Origin of the sequence: Fuscovulum sp. (assembly GCA_035192965.1) — a bacterium.
Lineage (GTDB): Bacteria > Pseudomonadota > Alphaproteobacteria > Rhodobacterales > Rhodobacteraceae > Paragemmobacter.
Genome location: CP136571.1, coordinates 2,877,438 through 2,898,713 on the forward strand (window position 1 = coordinate 2,877,438; position 21,276 = coordinate 2,898,713).

Below are 21,276 nucleotides of genomic sequence, written 5' to 3' on the forward strand. Positions count from 1 at the left end.
AGCAGAAAGTCCCCCGTTACTTCATGCGCGGCCCCCGATCAAACCATCGGCGCAGATGTTGACCTGCGTTGATCCACTCCCCACCCGGCGCGTTCGGCAAACTCTCCCAACCCCTTGTTTTTCCTTCCAGGAACTGACTTTCGACCTTCAATTCCACCTTCCGCCTGTATTCCGGTCCCTGCCCCGTGGTCCGACTTGATAGTGGCGCGGGTCTACGCCTGTGTCGTCGGGCAAGGAGGCGGGATGGATGGTCAAACGACTGAAACTGAATGAGAAAACCCTGCGCGAGGCGGAACCCAAGCCGGGCGTCAGCTACCAGATCTTCGACACGGACGTGATCGGCTTTGCCGCCCGCGTGCAGGCTTCCGGCGCGCGGACCTTCACCATCGACTACCGGCACGCCGGGCGGCAGCGACGGATGACCATCGGGCGCTGGCCAGAGTGGAGCGTCACGGCCGCGCGGGAACGCGCCAAGGAACTGCGCCGCACCATCGACGAGGGACAGGATCCTCTAGCGGCGCGGGATGAATGGCGCGGGGCCCCGCGCGTCACGGACATGATCGACCGCTACATCGCCGAGCATCTGCCGAAACTGGCCAAGACGAATGCGGGCGACCAGGTCTCAATGCTGAAGAAGATGGTGGAACCGGCCTGGGGCAACCGGCTGGTGACCGAGATCACCAAGTCGGACGTCGCGAAGTTCCTCGATTTCGTGGCCGAGGGTCGTCCGCGACCGTGCAAGGCGAAGCCCAACAACCGGGCTCGCAAGCTGCAGGGTCACAAGCCCACCCCGATCCGCGCCAACCGCATGGGCGAGGTGCTGCGCAAGATGTTCACACTGGCCGTGGAATGGGAATGGCGGACGGACAACCCCGCGCAGGGGTTCCATCGGCGCATCGAACATGCCCGCGAACGCTTCCTGTCGCCCGAGGAACTGACACGGCTGGCGGCCGTGCTGGATGCCGCCGAGGATCAGCGCGCCGCGGCGATCATCCGAATGTGCATGTTGACCGGCGCCCGGGTGGGCGAGGTCCGGACGGCGCGGTTCGAACAGTTCAACCTCGACTATGCCATCTGGTCGAAACCCGCCTCGACCACCAAGCAGCGCAAGATCCACCGCGTGCCGATCTCGCAGGATGTGGCGGCCATCGTGCGGCTGCGCCAGCAGGCGGTGCCGAGCGGTAATCCGTGGCTGTTCCCCGGCGACACCGTCGGCCAGCCCGTCCGGGAAATCCGCCGCTTTTGGGCCAAGGTGCAGAAGGAGGCGGGGCTCCCCGACGTCCGCATCCACGACCTGCGCCACACCTTCGCCTCGCTCTTGGTCAGCGGCGGCGCATCGCTGGAAATGATCGGCAAGCTCTTGGGCCACAGCCAGATGCAGACCACCCAGCGCTATGCGCACCTGATGGATTCCCCCCTGCGCGCGGGCGTCGACACGGTGGCAAGTCTCCTGCGTCCGCGGCCGCGGCTTGTGCATGACGCGGCGCAGGAGGAGACCGACCTGCCGAAATCGGCTTGACCCTCACGCGGGATCCTCGCCGCGCAGCCTGCGCCAGAGTGAGGACAGCCGCTTGCGGATGGTGCTCTCATCCGGCGTCTCGCCCGACTTCGAGTTCTGGACGAACCAGTCCTGCACCAGCGTGACAAGCGCGGTCTGGGTGTCGGGCACGCCCTTTTCGAACAGGAACCAAGTCAGCCACGCATACATCGCGTCCCAATCGTAGCGCGGGCTGGCGCCGATGGTGGATGCCGGGCGCCGCAGCAGATCGCGCTCCTCCTCGAAGGCCTGCAGCGTTCCGGCGTCCAGCAGCAGGTCGGAGGACCGGACCAGCAAGCCCTCGGCCGGGTCGGTGATCGTGAGCCAGGCCTTGCTGCCGAGCGGCATGACCCGCCTGAGCCTGGCCTGCTCATCGCTCGGACCGATCCGGCGGAACATCCCCATCAGTTCGGCCATCGGCACCTGGACCATCCCGGCCGCCGTCTCGTCACCGCAAACGACCGGAGGGATGCCCGCCACGACATGCAGATGTCCTGCCGCTGCCCAGCCCGCCACATCGGCCGGGTGACAGCCCCAGCGCACGGCGATTTCGTAGATCGAGAAGAATGCGACGGGGGGCAGTGGCATCGGGAAACTCCTTTCAGACATGCAGCATCCTTCGGCCAGGGCCGTCGGCATGCAGGTTACAAATGACCCGCCGTGCCGAGCACGTGGGCTGACTCAGGGTTCAGAGCACGTCGTCGAGGAAAACCGCCTGTAAGCCAGAGGCACACCGTGACCGGCGTGCGCATCCGACTGCGTTCGTCTTTTCGATTCTTATGGACTGCTCAACGGCGAATCTACTCAGCCGATGAGCGAGTCTGCAACAGGTATCCCGTGCGCTTCGACCGTCGTCGGCAGAGTTTCGGTGGATATCGGTGAGCGCCTGCGGAACCCGACCGGAACGACCCATTCCGGCAATTCCGGCCCCGACAGAACCGGCGAATCCGTCCGAACACCGGTCAATCGGCCCTCCCCGGAGAGAGTGGTGACACATGCGCATGGATCGCCGCCCGGAACCGGCTCGGATGACGGCCGCGGAGGCGGTTGCATGCGAGGACTCTGGCTCGTCTTGGGTCGCGAAACTCCAATGAAACAAGGGGTGGAACGGGGCGGCGGCCTGCAATTCCACCTTCCGCCTGTCTTCCGGCCCTCGCGCTCTGCTTCGCTGACCCAGCCCCCGCCAGAGGGGCGAAAGGCCAACGGAGCAGCCCATGAAGGACATCCAGACCGATCTCGACGAAGACATCCCCGACCTGCTGGCTGACTGGATCAGCCGAGAGCAGTTGGCCCGGGCGCTGGGCCTGACGGCCGATACGCTGTCCCGGTGGGAAGCCCGCCGCCAGGGGCCGCCCTGCACACGCATAGGTCGAAAGACCTTCTATCGCCGCGCCGCCATCCAGGAATGGATCCGGTCGCAGGAGCAGGCCCATCCGGTGCGCAAGACGCGGGGGCGGTCATGACCATCCAGCCCTACAATTCCGCCTGGCCCGCCGACCGCGTGGCCGAGGCGCGCGCCGTGATCGCCGATGTCGCGCATCATAGCGATCTCCTGATCAGGCTCGCCTGCAATGTGCTCGCCCAGCACGGCGAGACCTCGGCCGAACGGGCAGAGGCGCAGTGCCTGCTCGTGGTCGTTGACGCGCGGCGGCCGGTGCGGCGCGCCCAGCGCGAAGATCAGGGGAGGGCCGCGCAATGATGCGGCGTGGCACCCCCGAGGCCGATTTGCAGCGTGCCGTGGTGCAGGCGCTCCGCATCGCCCTGCCCCGCTCGGCGATCATCCATCACTGCGCCAACGAGATCACCGAAGCCGGGCCCCGCGGGGCCAAGCGCCAGGCGATCCTTGTCGGCATGGGCGTCCATGCCGGGTTCGCCGATCTGATGGTCCTATGCGAGGGCCGTATCCTGTTCCTCGAACTGAAAGCTCCGAAGGGGCGTCTGCGGCCGGAACAGGAGGCGTTCCGCGACGCCGTGCAGGCGGAGGGGTTCGGCTGGGCACTGGTGCGCAGCCTTGATGACGCGCTGGGCGCGCTGGCGGACCACGGTTTCACCACGCGCATCGCCCCTGCCCCGCGGAGGCCAGCGCCATGAGCCACGAGGCCACCAACTGGGCCATCAAGCAGCGCGGGCTGAAGCCCACGACCAAGATCGTGCTCTGGCATCTCTGCGACCGGTTCAACCCGGACTACGGCTGCTTCCCCTCGCAGGACCGGCTCGCGCATGACTGCGAGATCAGCCGCTCCACGCTGAACGACCACCTCGGCCAGCTGGAGGCCGTGGGCCTGCTACGGCGCGTGCCGCGGCTAGATCCCGTCACCAAGCGACAGCTGCCGACCCGCTACATCCTGGGGTTCGAGCCTGGATTCATACCGGTGGCTGTGGTGCCGTGTCCGGAAATCGGACACGGGGAACCGACTGATGCGGAATGTGCTGACATGGCAGGGGGTTCGCCCCTGGATGCCGCGGTTAACGCTCTGCCGTGTCCGGATTTCGGACACGGGGATGGCGCGGAAGCCGTGTCCGATTTTCCGGCCGACCCGTGTCCGGAAAATGCCGAAAGCCGTGTCCGGAATTCGGACACTAACCCTGTAAGGGAACCTCTAAGTAAACCAGTAAAGGAGGAGGAGGGCGCGCAGGCGCGCGAGGCGATCTCCGATGAGCTTTTCGCGGACCTGCTCGACGCACTGGGCCTTGAGCCCGCCGCCCTGCCCGGCTGGTGGCAAGGCTGGCCACCCCGGCTGCACGTCCAGCGCTGGCGCGACGAGCTGGGGCTGACCGAGGCGGAGATCATCGCCGCGGCCGAGGCCTCCCGCCAGGAGCATCCCGAACCTCCCGATGGCCCGAAGGCGCTGGACCGCGCCATGCAACGGGCCGCCCAGCGCAAGGTCGAGGATGCGGGCCGGAAGCGGCGGAAACCGAAAGCGTCCCCTGCCCCGGCCGCCAAGCCGATCACGGACCTGCCCGCCTTCTACGCCGACCTCGTCAACTCCGACCGATACCTGCCGGTCAGCGCGATCAGCAACACCATGCGTGATGCCATGCTGGCGAGGGGCCTCGTGACACCCGAGCGCCTGCGCGAGCGCGGGGTGCGGTGAATGGCATGGTGTCACGTCCCCGGCACGGATTGTCCCTCTGCGCAGGCGGCGGAGGCCTTGATCTGGGCCTCATGCTCGCCGAGCCCGGCTATCACACCCGCGCCTTTGTCGAATGGGAGGACTGGCCGCGCGCCGTCCTCATTGCCGCCCAGCGCGCAGGCTATTTCGCCCCGGCCCCGATCTGGACCGATCTGCGCAGCTTCGACGCCCAGCCCTTCCGCGGCGCATTCGATGCCGTCCTCGCCGGATATCCCTGCCAGCCCTTCAGCGCCGCGGGCAAACGCGGCGGTGCCGACGATCCTCGCCACCTCTGGCCCGACGTCGCCCGCGTCATCGGCGAATGCCGCCCCGAATGGGTCTTCCTCGAAAACGTCGCCGGGCACGTCATCCTCGGCCTCGAGACCGTCCTGCGAGAGCTTTGGGGCTTCGGCTACACGCCTGCGGCGGGCCTGTTCTCGGCGGCAGAGGTCGGCGCGCCGCACGAGCGGCTGCGCATCTTCATCCTGGCCCACACCGATGAGCCTGCATCCCGAAACCGGCCGCTACAACCCGGCCGGGAACAGCGAATTCGCTGTCGCGGAACTGCGGTTCACCCAGAACGCCGAAGCGCTGGCGCTGGACATAGCGAAAGCCCTGCCGAACCACTGGCCCACACCGGCAGCACAGAACTGGAAGGGCAGTTCGGAGGCCAGCATCACCCGCACCGACGGCAAGTCCCGGATGGACCTGCTGCACTACCGGGCGGAGCAGGGCTTCACCCGCCCGGCCCCGGCGACCTTGCCGGATGGGACGCGGTCCTCACCGCACGCCCCGATCTCGCGCCCGCTCTGGGCTTCGATGATTGCCTCGCATGGGCGCGCCGTCTCTCGGCGGATCCTGAAGAGCCGGTCGCGGCGGCGGCTGAATCCGCTCTTCGTCGGATGGCTGATGGGCTGGCCCATCGGGCACGCGCTCTGCGCCTGCTCGGCAACGGAGTTCACCCTCTGGCAGCAGCATATGCGTGGCGCTCTCTCGCAGCTGTCCACGGCCTCGGGCCCGTGGATCTGGCGGCCGACGGATGCGGCCCAGCGCCCAGCCCAGATGGATTTCCTTGAAGGATTGAAGCCATGAGTTTCCACGGCCGCGTCTGCGGCACCAGGATCAAGCGTGCGCTGGGCGTGCAGGCTGCGCTGGAATGGGCGTTCCGGGTGGAACAGGCGCAGCTGGAACTGCCCCTGCCTCCGGACGTCACCGAGGAAGGATTCGGCTTCGGCCTGGAATACGTCCTCCTCCAACGGGCCGTGCTGGGCTGCAAGATCGACGGCGGCCAGCACAAGATCGGCGGCTACACCCACGAGGACGCCGAAGTGATCGCCGCCACCGTCGCCGGGATCCCCGACAGCCTCGGCGGCAAGCGGATGGCGATCCGCGTCGCCGAATTGGCACGCGCCGGGCTGACCCCGGACTGGATGCCCGGCGCCGTCCCGCGCTGCGTGCCGACCATCGTCAAGCAGAACCAGCATGGGATGCATGTGGGCGCAATCGTCGTAGGGACCGAGCGCATCCGTGTGCGTGGCGCGGGTGCCCGTGCGACATGGAAAACCATGGACATCTTGGCCTGCCCTGTCACCTTCTCCCCCCACCCCCATCAGATCGAGACCGCCCGGCGGGGCTATGACGACTGGTGGCAGGCACTGGGCTGGGTGCGGGAGGGGCTTACCGAGGGCGGGATGCTCAGGGAGGTAGAGGTGACAGGGGCGATGCCGAAGGCGCGACCTTGGCGCGATAGACCATTGCTAAATTCAGCCAAAATGGCCAAAAGATAGAGGCCACAGGCCGGGAGCGAGGAAATGCGAACCCTAAGCGCGAAGGACGCAAAGTACGAGTTCGGGCGGCTGATTGATCTCGCCCGAGCCGAGCCGGTGGCGGTGACAAAGCATGGTCGAGCCGTCGTCGTGGTAATTGCTGTCGAGGAATACGAGCGGTTAACGGACATTGAAATGGTTAATGAGAATTTCCGCTCGGGCAAGACTAGCGGGACAGATCAATGATCCGGGCTATTCAAAGATCTCAAATGCTTCCGATTCTGCATATTCCAAACCACGCACCTGCACAATTTGCAGGCAGGAAACTTCTTCTGTCAGAATGGCGTGATAGCTAATGAGTCTCGCGATGGCCACGAACAGACCCGAACGCGACATTGAAGATGCCCTGATCGCGAAGCTCAAAGAGCTTAAGTACGAGTATCGACCCGATATTCGTGATCGGGCCACTTTGGAGGCAAACTTCAGGACAAAATTCGAAGAGTTGAATCGCGTCAAGCTCACCGATGGCGAGTTTCAGCGGCTGCACGATGATATCGTCACGCCGGATGTTTTTACGGCGGCACGAACCCTGCGCGAGCGGAACAGTTTCACTCGCGATGATGGCACGCCGCTGAACTACACGCTCGTGAACATCAAGGATTGGTGCAAGAATTCCTTCGAGGTCGTCAACCAGCTCCGGATCAACACGGACAACAGCCACCACCGTTATGACGTCATTCTGCTGATCAACGGGGTGCCGGTTGTTCAGATTGAACTGAAGACCCTTGGCATCAGCCCGCGTCGCGCGATGGAGCAGATCGTCGATTACAAGAACGACCCTGGGAATGGCTATACCAAGACAATCCTGTGCTTCCTGCAGCTCTTCATCGTCAGCAACCGCGATCGGACGTTTTACTTCGCGAACAACAACGCGCGCCATTTCGCATTCAATGCCGAGGAGCGCTTTCTGCCGGTCTATGAGTTCGCAGACGTCGACAACAAGAAGATCGTCCATCTCGACAGTTTCGCCGAAACTTTCCTTGTAAAGTGCACGCTCGGCCAAACGATCAGCCGGTACATGGTTCTGGTCGCGAGCGAGCAAAAACTGCTGATGATGCGACCGTATCAGGTCTACGCGGTGAAAGCGATTGTCGACTCCATCGCCCAGGACTGCGGCAACGGCTACATTTGGCACACGACGGGCAGCGGCAAGACGCTCACCTCCTTCAAGGCGTCAACGCTCTTGAAGGACAATCCCGACATCGAGAAATGCCTCTTCGTCGTGGATCGCAAGGACCTCGATCGCCAGACACGCGAGGAGTTCAACAAGTTCCAGGAAGGCTGCGTCGAGGAAAACACCAATACCGCCTCCCTGGTTCGGCGTCTTTTGTCGGACGATTACGCCGACAAGGTCATCGTCTGCACGATCCAGAAGCTTGGCCTCGCGCTGGACGAAAACAGCAAGCGCAACAAGCAGCAGAAGAAGGACGGAAAGAAGACCTTCAAGGAGCAACTGGCACCCCTGCGCGACAAGCGCATCGCCTTCATCTTCGACGAATGTCATCGGTCGCAGTTCGGCGAGAACCACAAGGCCATCAAGGAGTTCTTCCCGCGCGCCCAGCTCTTCGGGTTCACCGGGACGCCCATCTTCGATCAGAACGCTGCCCAGCAGAAGATCGAAGACACCCAAGCCAGCATGAAGACCACGGAAGACCTCTTCCAGCAGCGCCTTCACACATACACGATCACACACGCCATCGAGGACGGAAACGTCCTCAGGTTCCATGTCGACTATTTCAAGCCGCAAGGCAAAACGTTGCCGAAGCCGGGTGAACCACTGGCCAAGCGGGCGGTCATCGATGCGATCCTCACGAAACACGACGCGGCCACCGGTCAGCGCCGCTTCAACGCCCTGCTCGCCACCTCGTCGATCAATGACGCCATCGAGTATCACACCCTCTTCAAAACGATTCAGGCCGAAAAGCTGGCAACGGATCCCAGCTTTCAGCCTCTGAACATCGCATGCGTCTTCTCCCCGCCCGCCGAGGGCAATCCTGACGTAAAGCAAATCCAGGAAGACTTGCCACAGGAGAAGGAAGACAACGCGGTTGAGCCGGAGAAAAAGAAGGAGGCGCTTAGGGCCATCCTCGCCGACTACAACGCCCACTACGGCACCAACCACAAGATCAGCGAATTCGATCTGTATTACCAGGACGTGCAGAAACGCATCAAAGATCAGCAATGGCCGGATTCCGATCTAAGAAAGGCTTACCCCAACCAGCCACACCACAAGATCGACATCACGATTGTCGTAGACATGCTGCTGACCGGCTTCGATTCCAAGTTCCTTAACACCCTCTATGTCGACAAGAACCTGAAGCATCACGGTCTGATCCAGGCCTTCTCGCGCACCAACCGAGTACTGAACGCCACCAAGCCGTACGGCAACATCCTGGACTTCCGGCAGCAGCAGGGCGCGGTCGATGCGGCCATCGCGCTGTTCTCGGGCGAAGCCGCCGCCGAAAAGGCCCGCGAAATCTGGCTGGTCGACAAGGCACCAGTGGTCATTCAAAAGCTGGAGACCGCCGTCCAGAAGCTTGATACCTTCATGAAATCGCAGGGCCTCGACTGCGCCCCGGAAGCCGTGCCCAACCTCAAAGGCGACGCGGCACGTGCTGCGTTTATTGAGCACTTCAAAGAGGTCCAGCGGCTCAAGACCCAACTTGACCAGTACACTGACCTTACCGACGAAAACCGCAAGACCATCGAACAGGTTCTGCCACGTGACAACCTGCTTGGCTTCCGCGGCGCCTATCTGGAAACAGCCCAGCGCCTTCGAGCCCAGCAGGGTACGGCCTCGGATAAACCCAGCCAGGACGCCGACCAACTGGACTTTGAGTTCGTCCTCTTCGCCTCGGCCGTCATCGACTATGACTACATCATGGGCCTGATCGCCCGCTATTCCGATGCGACACCCGGCAAGCAGAAGATGAGCCGCGAGGAGCTGATCGGGCTGATCCAGTCCGACGCCAAGTTCATGGACGAGCGGGAGGATATCGCGGCCTACATCAACACCCTCAAGGAGGGCCAGGGCCTCAGCGAAAAGGCCATCCGCGAAGGCTACACACGCTTCAAGGCCGAGAAGAACGCGGCGGAACTGGCTGGCATCGCGGGCAAGCACGGGCTGGCGACCGAGGCGCTGCAAGGCTTTGTCGATACGATCCTGCAACGCATGATCTTCGACGGCGAGGCGCTGACCGATCTGATGGAGCCCCTTGACCTGAACTGGAAGGCGCGACGGGTGAAGGAACTGGACCTGATGGCTGACCTGATGCCGCTGCTGCTCAAGCGCGCCGCTGGGCGCGAAATCTCGGGGCTCAGTGCCTATGAGCAATGAGGTGACATCCTCATCGGCAGCGGGAGGCGGGTCAGTGTTGGAGCCCGAGCTGCGTTTTCCAGAGTTTTCTGGCCATCCAGTGCAGTATCTGCACCTGGCGGATGCCACGACCGAAAGCACAGAGCGAAACGGTTCCGGCCAAGCCACTGCACAAATCATGGGGGTATCCAAGGTCGAGGGCATTGTGCCCATGGAGGAACGCATCGTCGCCGCTGACACGGCGCGGTACAAGTTCGTGCGAAAGGACTGGTTCGCCTACAATCCGATGCGACTTAACATCGGCTCAATTGCTCGTTGGCAAGGTGACGACGACGTTCTGGTCAGCCCTGACTATGTCGTTTTCAAATGCAAGAGCAGCGGCCCGCACAGGCTCGATCCTGCTTACCTCGATCACTTCCGGCGCACCGACGCGTGGGAAAATTTTGTCTCGGAAAAGGGCGACGGAAGCGTTCGCGTTCGCATCTATTACAAGGACCTGGCGCGCCTTCAATTGGCGCTGCCGTCTTTTCCCGAACAACAAAGGATCGCCAAATGTCTGGACACGGCGGACGCGCTGATTGCCGCGCAGGGGCGGAAGGTGGAGACGTTGAGGGCCCACAAGAAGGGCTTGATGCAGCAGCTCTTCCCGCAGGAAGGGGAAACCCAACCTCGCCTCCGCTTCCCCGAATTTCAAAGCATGGAAGAGTGGGCTGAGAGACCTTTGAGAGCCGTCGCTACAATTAACCCACCAAACAGCGGGATTCCCGAATCGTTTGTATATATCGACCTTGGTTCAGTCGTAGAAGGCAGGCTCACAGCCAAAACAGAAATTGCTCGAGTTGACGCGCCAAGTCGGGCGCAAAGGCTGTTGAGCGAGGGCGACATAATCTTCCAAATTGTTCGTCCCTATCAGAAAAACAATCTATTTTGCGACTTTGGCGACGATCATGCCTACGTTGCTTCCACAGGATATGCACAAATTAGAGCAAAGTTCAGTAGTCGCTTTCTGTATCAGAGTGTTCACACTGACACGTTTGTCAGTAGGGTCGTCGCGAAATGCACAGGGTCCAGTTACCCTGCAATCAACGCGTCGGACTTGGCTGAAATTGGCCTATCTCTTCCTCCAACTCTCGCGGAGCAACAGCGCATCGCAGACTGCCTCACCGCCCTCGATGATCTCATCGCCGCCGAGACCCGAAAGCTCGACACCCTCAAGACCCACAAGAAGGCCCTGATGCAGCAGCTTTTCCCCCAAGTCAGGGAGGATGAAGCATGAGCACCTACAAGAACCTGAAAAGCTTGGTGGGCAGACTTCGCGACGATCTGACCAATCCGACGGGGCCTGTCTCGCTAGTCCTGATCTATGCCTACAACCGCACCGGCAAGACCCGCCTGTCGATGGAGTTCAAGGACGCGGGCAAGCGCAAGACCAAGAAGAACCCGACCGGGACGCCCGACACGCTGTATTTCAACGCCTTCACCGAGGATCTGTTCGTCTGGGAGAACGACCTCGAAGGCGACAGCGTGCGCCGTCTTCAGCTGAACGAGAAGTCGTCCTTCTTCAACGCGATGACGGAACTCGCGCTGGACGAGACCATCGCCCGCTACCTTTCCCGATACGCCGACTTCGAGTTCGACTTCACCTACAAGGACGTTCAGCAGGGAAAGGATACCATCTCCAAGCCAGATTTCGTCAGCTTCCGCAAGGGTGACGAGGCCAACATCAAGGTGTCGCGGGGCGAACAGAACATCTTCATCTGGTGCATCTTCATGGCCATCTGCGAACGGATGCTGGATGGGCATGAATCCTATCAGGGGAAGAAGTACCTCTATATCGACGATCCGATCTCGTCGCTGGACGACAACAACGCGATTTCCGTCGCCTGCGACCTGGCCAAGCTCCTCCGTCGCGCGGCCACACGGAAAGACGCCGACGGCAAGCCTGCCCCGATCAAGGTGATCTTCTCTTCGCACCATGCGCTGTTCTTTAACGTCATGTGCAACGAAGTGGGTCGGAAGATCGATGACGCGCCTTCGGTCGACCATCGGCGCTATTTCCTGCACCGGCCAAGTGGCGACGGTACCTATACGCTTCAGGCGACGGAAGACACGCCCTTCTTTCACCATGTGGCCACGCTCGCCGAATTGCAGCGCGCGGCTGATCCGAAGAAGGGCAAGCTCTACACCTTCCACTTCAATGCCCTGCGCAGTGTCATGGAGAAGACAGCATCGTTCTTCGGCCATCCGAGCATCGCCTTTTGCCTGAAGGCTCTCGACACCGACGCAGACAGGGCGCTGTTCAATCGTGCCCTGAACCTTTTGAGCCACGGGGCCTATGCCATCCACGAACCCACAGAGATGGGCGAGGACAACAAGGAACTGTTTCGCCGCATTCTGCGCGAGTTCGTCACGCGGTTCGAGTTTCACCTTCCGGGCGCCGCTCCGGCCCCACATCCCGCCCCGGCGCCAGCGCCCGTCCCCCAGGAAGCAACAGCACAATGAACGACCAAATCCAAAAGCAACTGGGCAAGACGCTCTGGAACATCGCCGACACGCTGCGCGGGGCGATGAACGCGGACGATTTCCGCGATTACATGCTGTCCTTCCTTTTCCTGCGTTATCTGTCGGACAACTACGAGTTGGCCGCTAGGAAGGAGCTCGGGCGCGACTACCCGGATCCCAACACGATCGGCAATAGCGGGCGCTCGCCCCTTTCAGTGTGGTATGCTCAAAACCCCGACGATATTTCGGCTTTTGAAAAGCAGATGCGCCTCAAGGCGCATTACGTCATCAAGCCGGAGCACCTCTGGACCAGCATCGCCCACATGGCGCGCACCCAGAACGACGATCTGCTGAACACGCTGCAGGCAGGTTTCAAATATATCGAGAACGAGTCCTTCCAGAGCACGTTCGGGGGGCTTTTCTCGGAAATCAATCTTGGCTCTGAAAAGCTTGGGCGGACCTATGCTGATCGCAACGCCAAACTCTGCGCCATCATCACCGAGATCGCCAATGGGCTCGCCGATTTTTCATCCGACGTCGACGCGCTGGGCGATGCTTACGAATATCTGATCGGCCAGTTTGCCGCCGGTTCGGGAAAGAAGGCTGGGGAGTTCTATACCCCACAGCAGGTGTCTGACATCCTTTCCGCGATCGTGACGCTAGACAGCCAGGAACCGGCAACCGGAAAGAAAGAGCGCCTCGCAAGTGTGCTCGACTTCGCGTGCGGCTCCGGTTCGCTGTTGCTGAACGTGCGCAAGCGCATGGGGCCGCATGGCATCGGGAAGATCTACGGGCAGGAAAAGAACATCACCACTTATAACCTCGCTCGCATGAACATGCTGCTGCACGGCGTGAAAGACACGGAGTTCGAAATCTACCATGGCGACACGCTGAACAATGACTGGGACATCCTGCGAGAGCTGAACCCTGCCAAAAAACCTTCGTTTGATGCGATCGTGGCCAACCCGCCCTTCAGCCTCCGTTGGGAGCCGACTGAAGCGATGAGCGACGACGTGAGGTTCAAGAACCATGGGCTGGCGCCTAAGTCAGCCGCAGACTTCGCCTTTCTCCTGCACGGTTTCCATTACTTGAAGGATGAGGGGGTGATGGCCATCATCCTGCCGCATGGCGTGCTGTTCCGAGGTGGGGCAGAGGAGCGCATCCGCACCAAACTGCTGAAGGATGGTCACATCGACACCGTGATTGGCCTGCCCGCGAACCTTTTCTATTCGACCGGCATCCCGGTCTGCATCCTCGTGCTGAAGAAGTGCAAGAAGCCGGATGATGTGCTCTTCATCAACGCGGCCGAGCACTTTGAAAAGGGGAAGCGGCAGAACCGTCTGCGGGAAGGGGCAGATGGCAAGCCGAACGACATTCAAAAGATCATCGAGACGTACCAGTTCCGCAAGGAGGAGGACCGCTACTCCAAGCGCGTGAGCATGGAGCACATCGCTGAGGAAGGCTACAACCTCAACATCTCCCGATATATCAGCACCGCTGTGGCCGAGGCTGAAATCGATCTCGATGCGACGCAGCAGGAATTGGTCGCGATCGAGGACCAAATTCGGGAAGCGACGTCGAAGCACAACTCGTTTCTTCGGGAATTAGGGCTTCCAGTTCTTCCAGGGACCGAATGAAGTATACCTTTCGGGGTTTCCGCGCTGTCTGAGCGTCAGAAACACAGCAAAAGTCAGGTCATGTAGAAAATGAATGGGGAGAGCGACCAACAAGACCTGCTGTCTGACCTGTGCGATCTCGATTTGATGCGCCATCTACTTGCAGATTTGCACGACGGCCTCGACGGAAAAATCACCCGGCTACGCCATCTCGCTGATCTATCGGGCGCGATGGGAAAACGCGGTACGATGATATTTGGTGGGCCTGCGGCATACCTCGCTTGGCTAGAGGCGCGAGACTGTTATGTGCACGGGAACTTCGTTGCAACAGTTCTTCTTTGCCAAGGCATGATGGAACAGGTGCTAGCTGCGTACCTTCATGCAGGTCTCTTGGTGGATAAAATCCCTGAGCGCATCCAGTTTCGCGAAACCCTGCGCCTTTGCAGGGAGCGGGATGTGGTTTCAGATAATGACGTTAAGGACTTGGAGCGCCTCATGAGCCTTCGAAATCCGCTTTCCCATTTTCGGCATGTAGACGATGTAAGCAATCTTGAACGCCGATCTCTCGACGGTGGAGCGCATCCCGATGTGCTGATCCGACGCGATGCAGATTTTGCGATCAGCCTCGCAGCCCGTGTTCTGGCCAAGCCTGCCTTTCGCCTTGGCTGATTACCTCCCCCCCCTCCTCTGGTTCCTCCCCGGCCCTGAACGTATGCGGGGGGGCGCAGCGCGGCGGTTCGCTAGCGTGAGGCGTTTTCACCGGGGAAGCCAGGCGGAAGCCACCTTGCGCGCTGATGCCGGAATTCTTGAGTCAGATCAGCGGCTTGCGGAATCACGATCTGGCCGGGGTGGATTCCCGGCGGGAAGCCAGGGAAGCCACCTCCGGGGAAGCCAGGGGGCCAGAAGCCAGAAAGGCAAGCTAATTCGTCAGAAGCTGTTGAATCCGCTTCACTTTTCCGGTTGACAGACCTGCCCCCATTGACCTACCCCTTGATCATCGAAGAATTGCGCCCGGAGGAAACCCCTCGCGGGCGCTTTTCATTTTCCTCCCCCACATCCCGAGCCCCATCCCATGGACCTCGTCTTTGCGCCGAGCCAAGTTGAGTCTTGGCCGATTGCCCGGCTGCGCCCCTACGCCCGTAATGCCAAGATGCACGGCGACCACCAGGTGGCGAAGATTGCCGCCAGCATGGCCAAGTTCGGCTGGACCGTTCCCTGCATGGTTGCCGACGACGGCGAGCTGATCGCGGGCCACGGCCGGGTGCTTGCGGCCACGTTGCTCGGCCTGACCGAGGTACCGGTAATCCGGCTCAGCCATCTCGACGAGGCGGAACGCCGCGCCTACCGGATCGCCGACAACAAGTTGACCGAACTGGGCGAATGGGACGAGGCGCTGCTGCGCGACGAGATCGCGGGGCTGCTGGCCGAGGATTTCGACCTGACTCTCTTGGGCATCAGTGACGACGATCTGGATGCGCTGCTTCGGGATCCCGAGGCGCCGGGTGGGGACGGCCCGGTCGAGGGCGAGGACGATGTTCCGGAACTTCCCGTCACGCCGGTGTCGGTGCCGGGCGATCTCTGGCAGCTGGGCGCGCACCGCCTGATCTGCGGCGACAGCACCGCGGCCGATGTGGTTGGGCGGTTGTTAGGCGATGTGCGTCCCCTGCTGATGGTCACCGACCCGCCCTATGGCGTGGAGTACGATCCCTCCTGGCGCAATGCAGCAGGTGCTGCGAAGACCAAGCGCACCGGCAAGGTGCTGAACGACGACCGTGCCGACTGGCGCGAGGCCTGGGCGCTGTTCCCCGGCGACGTCGCCTATGTGTGGCACGGCGCTCTGCACGCGGCAACTGTGGCGAACAGCTTGGCGGCCGCGGGCTTCGCGATCCGGTCGCAGATCATCTGGGCCAAGGACCGGCTGGTCCTCAGTCGGGGCGACTACCACTGGCAGCACGAACCCTGCTGGTATGCCGTGCGTGCCAAGGGCAAGGGTCACTGGGCGGGGGACCGCAAGCAGACGACACTGTGGGCCATCGCCAACCGGGATCAGGACGCCGACACCGTGCACGGCACGCAGAAGCCGGTCGAATGCATGCGGCGGCCGATCCTGAACAACTCCAACCCAGGCCAGGCGGTATATGAACCGTTCATGGGATCCGGCACCACGCTGATCGCCGCGGAGACGACGGGCCGGGTCTGCTTAGGTGCCGAACTGAACCCAGCCTATGTCGACGTCGCCATCGAACGCTGGCAATCGTTTTCCGGCGCCGAGGCAATGCTGGTGGAAACCGGCGAGACCTTTGCCGCCCTGAAAACTAAGCGGCTCGCGGCATGAACGCGCCTCTTCTGCCCTGCCGGATCGAGCATTAGCCGCTGGCCCGCCTCTACCCCTACGCCCGTTATCCAAGTGGCTCGATGCTGACCAAATCGCAAAGATCACTACCAGCATGGTCTGGTTCGGATGAACTGTCCCATGCCTCGTGGCGGAGCGAGCCGCGATTGACCAGTTGGCCCGAACTTGCGAATATTGGTCCGGAAGGAAAATGGGAAATCGGCCTACCGCCTTCAGTACAGGAATGGTCTAGTTTCCCCGGAGCAGTTGATGCGTAGCCTTTCTCTTTCGTCCCCGCGCAACGGCACAGCCGATCAAATCCTCGAGGACTTCGAACGCGAGGTCGAGGTCGAATACCGGGGCGAGCGATATCGGGTTCGCGACAATGGTTCTGCGCATCGCCTGCCCCAGAAACGGCAGAAGACCAGACCGCTCGATGACCAATGGACCTTTGGGCGGCAAGGGTTGTCGACTGGCTACATGTATCTGAGCGGCGTGCCCGTTCATCGGATTGTCTGCTGGGCGTTTCACGGTGAGCCGCCCACTGACCGTCATGTCGTTGACCACATCGACACGAACAGGGCGAACAATCGACCGGAAAACCTGCGGTGGGTCACCCGCCTGGAGAACGTGCTACTCAACGAAATCTCTGCTCGGCGCATCGAACTGGTCTACGGTTCGATTGAAGCCTTCTTCGCTGACCCCACCCGGGTCCAAACCGATAAGGCGTTTCCTGACATATCCTGGATGCGCACTTTGTCGAAGGACGAGGCTGCAGCCACAAAGGCACGTTTGCAGGAATGGGCGAAGAGTGGCGCTGTCCCAAGCGGCGGCGCACTGGGCGAGTGGCTTTATGGAACAAGAGAGCGGGCGAGCTATGAACCGCCGCCAGAAGAGTATGAATCGCTGACGCCGTCCGTCGTGCAAGTAAAATGGAAGGTGCCGACAGAATTCCCTCTTTGTCCGGAGGCAGTCACCGAAGACGCCCTGCAACGCTACGCGGAGAACCTGAAGTTTGGCCGTGTTTTCGCACGAAACCATATCTACCAGAGTCTGGTCGTGCAGCATGACATGACAGAGGACAGCCTCGTGGTCCTTACGCACGATCCAAGCGATCATGCGATCAAGGGCTGGGCTGTGGCGCATGTGGGTGTCCGCGGCGAATTCTTCTACCACCGCAGCGAACACCAGTACTTTACCCTCCAGGGGGCCCTCAAGACCTTCTGTGAACTGACCGGCGAAAGCTACGACGACTGCATGGACGACTACTGCTGATCCATCAGCTACCTCAGGTAAGCCGATACACCGTCCCCCTGCCCTTCACCTTCTCCGCGGTGATGGGCAGACCCAGCTTCTTCTTCAGCGCCCCCGAAATCGAGCCTCTTACCGTGTGCGCCAACCATCCGGTGGCCTCGACCATCTCGGCGACCGTCGCGCCTTCGGGGCGCTGGAGCATGGCAATGATCTGCGCCTGCTTAGTGCCAGCACGGGTGGCGACGGGTTTCGCCGAGTCGGTGTCGTAGGGCGTTTGCGCTGGGAGCGGTTTTGACTTCGCCTTCCGCGCGCGGACGACAGCGCTGGCCACGACCGGTTCGATCCCGATGGCCTCCAGCCCGGTCTCGGTCGCGATCAGCGTGGTGCCGTGGCCGTCGCCCGTCTCGCGCCACATCGGCTCTCCACGCCGCAGATTGGCCTCAACCTCCTCGAGCCAGGCGCGGGCGATCATCTTCCCGACCACCATCTTTGCGGCAGCGCCGACCAGCCCCTCGGGTAGCGGCAGGGCTAGATTGCCGGGCCGTGTCGCGGCACGGGACAGGATCAGGGACTGGGTGTCAGATAAGTTGGTCATCGGGGCCTCGGGGCGATGTGGCGCGCGCTGTGCGCGCCTTTTACGGAGGCAAGCCCCGTCATCGAACGGGGCGACCGTCGCGCGTGTTGGCGCGTCAGGCAGCGCGCTCGCCTTCCTTGAAGGCGCTGTCAGTGATCTGGCGCAGCAGGCCCGCGTAGTGCCTCAGCGTCCCGACATGCCCCCAATGGATCTCATCGGGGTGGGTCTCGAAGTGGTCGTCGCTCAAGGCCTTCAGGCGCTCCAGCATGGTGTCGATCTCGGCCTTGGCAGCGATGAAGGCGTCGACGGCTTTGTCGTTCTCGGCGGCGCGGCGGGTCATGGCGGGGTTCCTTGGGTGTGTTGCATCGTTTCCTCGCGATCAGACTCGCTCTGTCGCGCCCTCTAATCAACAGAATACCAAGCGATATCATCAGCTTGATCGGACTATCTGCGCCATGAAGGGCATGAGCGAACGCGAGTATGCGGCCCACTCCGGCCTGTCCCGCGGCGGGGTGCAGAAGGCGCGCAAGAATGGGCGGCTGGTGGTTCACGACGACGGGTCGATCAACGCCGCGGCTTCGGATGTGCGGCGGGCGGAGATGACCGACCCCGACCAGCAGCGCCGCAGTCTGGGTGGGGATGGGCTGGCCAGCGGCCCCGGCGACACGACGTCCTACATCAAGGCGCGCACGGCACTGACGGTTTACGCGGCGCAGGAACGCCAGCTGGCGGTCCAGAAGAAGAAGGGCACACTGGTCGACCGCGCGCGGGCGGAAACACTGGTGTTCCGCCTGGCGCGGCAGGAACGGGATGTCTGGGTGACCTGGCCGGGACGGGTGGCCGCACTGATGGCGGCGCAGATCATGGCGGAGGTGGAACGGCAATCCGGGGCATCGGTGACGATCGAGAGCGCGATCATGCAGAGGGTGCTGGAAGCCCATGTCCGCGAACAGCTCGACGCCCTCGCCGACCTCCGGGTCTCGCTTGCATGATGAGGACTATGGCAACGACCTGACGGCCGACCTCGACCTTGGCTTCGACGGCGCCGAGGACCTGCTGCGGGTCTGGCGGCAGGGACTACGACCCGATCCGAACCTGACCGTGTCGGAATGGGCGGATCAGCATCGCTGGCTTTCGTCGCGCGGCGCGGCCGAGCCGGGGCGCTATCGGACCGCCCGCGCACCCTATCTGCGCGAGATCATGGATGCGCTCTCGCCCGGCCATCCCGCCCAGCGCATCACCTTCATGAAGGCCGCGCAGGTCGGGGCCACCGAGGCCGGTAACAACTGGATCGGCTTCGTCATCCACCATGCGCCGGGGCCTATGCTGGCGGTGCTGCCGAGTTTGGAACTGGCGAAGCGGACGTCACGGGGCCGTTTGGACCCGCTGATCGCAGACAGCCCGGCGCTGCGCGAACGGGTAAACCCGGCCCGATCCCGCGATGCGGGCAACTCGATGCTGTCGAAGGAATTCCCCGGCGGCATCCTGGTGCTGACCGGGGCCAACAGCGCGACCGGCCTGCGGTCGATGCCCGCGCGCTATGTCTTCCTCGACGAGGTCGATGCCTATCCGGCCTCGGCCGACGAGGAAGGCGATCCGGTCACGCTGGCGGAAGCCCGCACCACCACCTTCTCGCACCGGCGCAAGGTGTTCATGGTCTCGACCCCGACGATCCGTGGGCTGAGCCGGATCGAGCGGGAGTTCGAGGCTTCCGACCAGCGGCGTTACTTCGTGCCCTGCCCGCATTGCGGCGCGATGCAGTGGCTGCAATTCGACCGCCTGCGCTGGGCGAAGGGAAAGCCGGAAACGGCCGCCTACCATTGCGAAGCATGCGAACGCCCCATCGCCGAGCACCACAAGACCGAGATGCTGGCCCGCGGCGAATGGCGGGCGACGGCGGTTTCCAAGGATCCGAAGGCCATCGGTTTCCACCTCTCGGCGCTTTATTCGCCCTTGGGCTGGAAAAGCTGGTCCGACGTCGCGCGGGAATGGCTGGCGGCCCAAGGGTCGGACGAGACGCTGCGCGCCGCGCGCAACACGCTGCTTGGCGAGACATGGGTGGAAAGCGGCGATGCGCCGGAATGGCAGCGGCTGGCGGATCGGCGCGAGGCATGGAAGCCCAGCACCGTGCCGATGGCGGGGCTGTTCCTGACCGCGGGCGTTGACGTCCAGAGGGACCGGATCGAGGTCGACATCTGGGCCTGGGGCCGTGGGCTGGAAAGCTGGCTCGTCGATCACATCGTCATTCCGGGCGGGCCCGACGATCCCGCCGCATGGGACAAGCTGACGGCGCTGCTTGGTCGGTCGTGGCAACATGCCAACGGCGCCTTCATGACCGTGGCGCGGCTCGGGATCGACACCGGCTATGAAGCAGCGGCGGTCTACGCCTGGTCGCGCACAGTCGGGTTCGAACAGGTGGCGCCCCTGAAGGGCCTCGAAGGCTTCAACCGGTCGGCGCCGGTCTCGGGCCCGACCTTCGTCGATGCCACCATCGGCGGCAAACGCCTGCGCCGCGGCGCCCGGCTCTGGTCGGTGGCCACCGCGACCTTCAAGGCTGAGACCTACCGCTTCCTGCGGATCGAACGGCCGAGTGACGAAGATCGCGCGCTGGGCATCCTTGATGCGCCAGGGACAGTGCACATCCCAAGCTGGGCCGACACCGAATGGCTGAAACAGCTGGTGGCCGAGCAGCTGGTCACCATCCGCAACAAGCGGGGCTATGCCCATCAGGAATGGCAGAAGATGCGCGAGCGGAACGAGGCGCTCGACTGCCGGGTCTATGCCCGCGCCGCCGCGTGGATCCTCGGTGCCGACCGGTGGGACGAGGCGACCTGGCGACGGCTGGAAGCGCAGGCGGGCGTCGAAACGCGCATGCCCGCGGCCGTCGCCGCAGCGCCTGCACCAACCGATCCGGCGCAGCCCAAGGCCGGAACCCTGACCATGCCACGCCGGAAACGGCGGGCCTACACCCCGAACTTCATGAGGGACTGATGGACCTGGAACGCATGCAGGCCCTGCTCACAGCGCTGCAAGAAGCCCGCTTCGCCGGGCTGCGCAGCGTCAGCTACGACGGCAAGACGGTAACCTATGGCTCGGACGCCGAACTGGCGGCGGCCATCCGGGATCTGGAGGCGCGGATTGCAACGGCCAGCGGCACCTCCACCCGCCGCCGTCGTTGGGGCACCGTGGCCACGAAGGGTCTGTGA

21 protein-coding genes and 1 pseudogene are annotated in these 21,276 nt (G+C 62.7%); 19 read left to right on the plus strand and 3 right to left on the minus strand.

Annotation, left to right across the window (positions count from 1 at the left end; translation table 11 throughout):
• The first annotated feature begins 247 nt into the window (after positions 1–247).
• The gene (locus RSE12_14080) at positions 248–1,519 is read left to right on the plus strand and encodes a site-specific integrase (protein ID WRH61501.1); all 1,272 of its coding nucleotides are present in this window, start codon (positions 248–250) and stop codon (positions 1,517–1,519) included.
• Between the two features lie 3 nt (positions 1,520–1,522).
• Here the strand turns inward: RSE12_14080 and RSE12_14085 are convergent, their stop codons facing one another.
• Positions 1,523–2,125, minus strand: coding sequence for a hypothetical protein (locus RSE12_14085; protein ID WRH61502.1), 603 nt, complete (start codon positions 2,123–2,125; stop codon positions 1,523–1,525).
• 626 nt (positions 2,126–2,751) lie between these two features.
• Between RSE12_14085 and RSE12_14090 the strand changes: the two genes are divergently transcribed.
• From RSE12_14090 to RSE12_14160, 15 genes and pseudogenes are all read left to right on the plus strand, one after another.
• Positions 2,752–3,000, plus strand: coding sequence for a helix-turn-helix domain-containing protein (locus RSE12_14090; protein ID WRH61503.1), 249 nt, complete (start codon positions 2,752–2,754; stop codon positions 2,998–3,000).
• Positions 2,997–3,236, plus strand: a complete 240-nt coding sequence (locus RSE12_14095; protein ID WRH61504.1) for a hypothetical protein — start codon at positions 2,997–2,999, stop codon at positions 3,234–3,236. The genes RSE12_14090 and RSE12_14095 overlap by 4 nt, the downstream gene beginning before the upstream one ends.
• Positions 3,233–3,628 (plus strand): VRR-NUC domain-containing protein, encoded by a 396-nt coding sequence (locus RSE12_14100; protein WRH61505.1) that lies wholly within the window; start codon positions 3,233–3,235, stop codon positions 3,626–3,628. The genes RSE12_14095 and RSE12_14100 overlap by 4 nt, the downstream gene beginning before the upstream one ends.
• Positions 3,625–4,632, plus strand: coding sequence for a helix-turn-helix domain-containing protein (locus tag RSE12_14105; protein WRH61506.1), 1,008 nt, complete (start codon positions 3,625–3,627; stop codon positions 4,630–4,632). Before RSE12_14100 ends, RSE12_14105 begins: the two co-directional genes overlap by 4 nt.
• A gap of 71 nt (positions 4,633–4,703) precedes the next feature.
• Positions 4,704–5,093: pseudogene (locus tag RSE12_14110) on the plus strand (DNA cytosine methyltransferase).
• 55 nt (positions 5,094–5,148) lie between these two features.
• On the plus strand, positions 5,149–5,742 hold the full coding sequence (locus RSE12_14115) for a DNA methyltransferase (protein WRH61507.1): 594 nt from the start codon (positions 5,149–5,151) through the stop codon (positions 5,740–5,742).
• A complete protein-coding gene (locus RSE12_14120) occupies positions 5,739–6,437 on the plus strand; it encodes a hypothetical protein (GenBank protein ID WRH61508.1) in 699 nt (232 codons plus the stop codon). Before RSE12_14115 ends, RSE12_14120 begins: the two co-directional genes overlap by 4 nt.
• A 24-nt stretch (positions 6,438–6,461) precedes the next feature.
• On the plus strand, positions 6,462–6,662 hold the full coding sequence (locus tag RSE12_14125; GenBank protein ID WRH61509.1) for a type II toxin-antitoxin system prevent-host-death family antitoxin: 201 nt from the start codon (positions 6,462–6,464) through the stop codon (positions 6,660–6,662).
• Between the two features lie 121 nt (positions 6,663–6,783).
• On the plus strand, positions 6,784–9,813 hold the full coding sequence (locus RSE12_14130; protein ID WRH61510.1) for a type I restriction endonuclease subunit R: 3,030 nt from the start codon (positions 6,784–6,786) through the stop codon (positions 9,811–9,813).
• Between the two features lie 34 nt (positions 9,814–9,847).
• Positions 9,848–11,068 (plus strand): restriction endonuclease subunit S, encoded by a 1,221-nt coding sequence (locus tag RSE12_14135; GenBank protein WRH61511.1) that lies wholly within the window; start codon positions 9,848–9,850, stop codon positions 11,066–11,068.
• On the plus strand, positions 11,065–12,294 hold the full coding sequence (locus tag RSE12_14140; protein ID WRH61512.1) for an AAA family ATPase: 1,230 nt from the start codon (positions 11,065–11,067) through the stop codon (positions 12,292–12,294). Before RSE12_14135 ends, RSE12_14140 begins: the two co-directional genes overlap by 4 nt.
• Positions 12,291–13,931, plus strand: a complete 1,641-nt coding sequence (locus RSE12_14145) for a type I restriction-modification system subunit M (protein ID WRH61513.1) — start codon at positions 12,291–12,293, stop codon at positions 13,929–13,931. Before RSE12_14140 ends, RSE12_14145 begins: the two co-directional genes overlap by 4 nt.
• A 69-nt stretch (positions 13,932–14,000) precedes the next feature.
• Entirely contained in the window at positions 14,001–14,579 is a 579-nt protein-coding gene (locus tag RSE12_14150; protein WRH61514.1) for a hypothetical protein, read from the plus strand.
• Between the two features lie 403 nt (positions 14,580–14,982).
• Positions 14,983–16,245, plus strand: coding sequence for a site-specific DNA-methyltransferase (locus RSE12_14155; protein WRH61515.1), 1,263 nt, complete (start codon positions 14,983–14,985; stop codon positions 16,243–16,245).
• A 267-nt stretch (positions 16,246–16,512) separates the two neighbouring features.
• A complete protein-coding gene (locus tag RSE12_14160) occupies positions 16,513–17,517 on the plus strand; it encodes an HNH endonuclease signature motif containing protein (GenBank protein ID WRH61516.1) in 1,005 nt (334 codons plus the stop codon).
• A 13-nt stretch (positions 17,518–17,530) separates the two neighbouring features.
• On the opposite strand, the gene RSE12_14165 is transcribed toward RSE12_14160, so the two are convergent.
• Together RSE12_14165 and RSE12_14170 are read right to left on the minus strand one after the other, a co-directional pair.
• Positions 17,531–18,091 (minus strand): DUF3489 domain-containing protein, encoded by a 561-nt coding sequence (locus RSE12_14165; GenBank protein ID WRH61517.1) that lies wholly within the window; start codon positions 18,089–18,091, stop codon positions 17,531–17,533.
• A gap of 94 nt (positions 18,092–18,185) precedes the next feature.
• On the minus strand, positions 18,186–18,410 hold the full coding sequence (locus tag RSE12_14170) for a hypothetical protein (GenBank protein ID WRH61518.1): 225 nt from the start codon (positions 18,408–18,410) through the stop codon (positions 18,186–18,188).
• A gap of 115 nt (positions 18,411–18,525) precedes the next feature.
• Here RSE12_14170 and RSE12_14175 point away from each other — a divergent pair, with 115 nt between their 5' ends.
• From RSE12_14175 to RSE12_14185, 3 genes are read left to right on the plus strand one after another with little or no spacing between them, the layout of a single operon-like run.
• Positions 18,526–19,062: a hypothetical protein gene (locus tag RSE12_14175; GenBank protein ID WRH61519.1), complete on the plus strand. Its 537-nt coding sequence runs from the start codon at positions 18,526–18,528 to the stop codon at positions 19,060–19,062.
• Positions 19,010–21,061, plus strand: coding sequence for a phage terminase large subunit family protein (locus RSE12_14180; GenBank protein ID WRH61520.1), 2,052 nt, complete (start codon positions 19,010–19,012; stop codon positions 21,059–21,061). Before RSE12_14175 ends, RSE12_14180 begins: the two co-directional genes overlap by 53 nt.
• The gene (locus RSE12_14185) at positions 21,061–21,276 is read left to right on the plus strand and encodes a hypothetical protein (protein WRH61521.1); all 216 of its coding nucleotides are present in this window, start codon (positions 21,061–21,063) and stop codon (positions 21,274–21,276) included. The genes RSE12_14180 and RSE12_14185 overlap by 1 nt, the downstream gene beginning before the upstream one ends.